The 1,631-nt window shown below is 47.0% G+C and carries 1 protein-coding gene; it reads right to left on the reverse strand.

The genetic code is table 11. The features are described 5' to 3' along the window. Window positions 1-94: 94 nt before the first annotated feature. Window positions 95-1,631: IS1182 family transposase (locus CA598_RS31520; protein ID WP_143812496.1), on the reverse strand; the 1,537-nt coding region annotated here is incomplete at its 5' end.

The raw sequence follows: 1,631 nt of genomic DNA on the forward strand, positions 1-1,631 counted from the left end.
AAAGGGGCTGTCTCAAAAGTAGATTTTCTACGACATGAGACAGCCTTCTTTTTCCTAAATAGCACAAAAAGTGAACAGAGCAGCGATTCTCCTGTTAGTGGAGAATCGCTGCTCTGCTTTTTTGCTCCATTGCGGCTTGCTTCAGCAAATTATGGGCAAGCGAAAGCCAACCGACCTCAAGCGTCACTTTCTCCATGCCGCGAAGCAGAAATCGCCGGAATCCCCGGTTGTTTTTCAGTTGTCCAAACACACTCTCCGGTTCCGTCATTCGGCGTACCGACAAATCGTAACCTTCTTCACTCCTTAGAATCTCCCGAGCCTGGTTCTGGTAACGTAGTCGTTCCAGACTAACGACTACTTCACGGTTTCCTTCGGCTTTTGTACAACGTTCCTTCATTGGGCAGCCCTCGCAACTTGGGCTGCGGTAATGACGTTTTCGAATTTCATAGCCACTCTCCAAGACTTCCTTGCTTTCTTTTCGGAAATACAATGTTTGTCCGACAGGGCACTTCCACGTATCCTCGGCTTTGTCGTATGTCCAGTTCTCAATTTTCCCCACATTCTCTTTCCACGCTTTGCTTTTTTCCTTGTGGTAGTTCCCATACTTCACAACACCTTGAATCTTTTCTTTTTCCAAGTATGCGTAGTTTTCTTCACTACCGTAGCCTGCATCTGCAATGACCGTTTGAGGAAACTTTCCAAGTGTTGTTTTTACATGCTCTAGATGTGGCAAGAAGCAACGAGTGTCTGTTGGTCTTTGGTGTAGACTGTAAGCCAAAATAAACTGGTTTTCCGTTCCAATCTGTACATTGTAGCCTGGTTTGAGTTGACCATTGCACATGTGGTCTTCCTTCATCCGCATGAAAGTTGCATCTGGATCTGTCTTGCTAAAGCTATTCCGGTCTCCGAGTAGTGTTTGGTACTGCTCGTATTTCTGCAGCCTGGGTAACAAATCTTTGCGGAGCGTCCGAGCGGCTTTCTTTAGGCGCTTGTCTTTGGGTTTTTCCACTAGCTGGGCTTCAAGTGTCTGTGTCATTTGTTCGAGCTTCTCGCTCGTGATTGTGGTAGACTCTCCGAGCTCTGCAGGGTCTTGGGCTTGGCATTCATATTCTTCTTGTTTTTCTGTGGCTTCAATGTCGGCAAACAGCGTATGGACTTTTTCTTGAAGCTTCTTCTTGTGCTTAAGGACAGCCTTACCCCAGACGAAGGTATAGCGATTCGCATTCGCTTCGATCTTCGTGCCATCTACAAAGTAATGCTCTAGGGAGATGTATTTTTCGTTCGCAAGAAACTGAAGGATAACGGTAAAGACAGTTTCTAAAACATCCCGCATACGCTGGGAACGGAAACGGTTAATGGTGCGAAAATCCGGACGTTGCCTTCCGGCCAGCCACATGAAGGGAATGTTCTCGCGTACAGATTTGGCGATTTGCCTTGAGGAATAGATGCGCTGGGTGTAGGCGTAAATAATGACTTTGGTCAGCATTTTAGGGTGATAGCTGTCGCGTCCGCCGCCAGGATAGGCAGCGTCAAAGATAGCGTCGTCTAGCCGATTTATAGCGGCATTCACGACACGAACGAGGTGGTTTTCTGGAATATCCTCTTCTAAATCCATTGGCAGGTAAAGTTGG

The sequence above is a fragment of the Paenibacillus sp. VTT E-133291 genome (assembly GCF_002264395.1).
Classification (GTDB): Bacteria; Bacillota; Bacilli; order Paenibacillales; family Paenibacillaceae; genus Paenibacillus_AQ; species Paenibacillus_AQ nitricinens.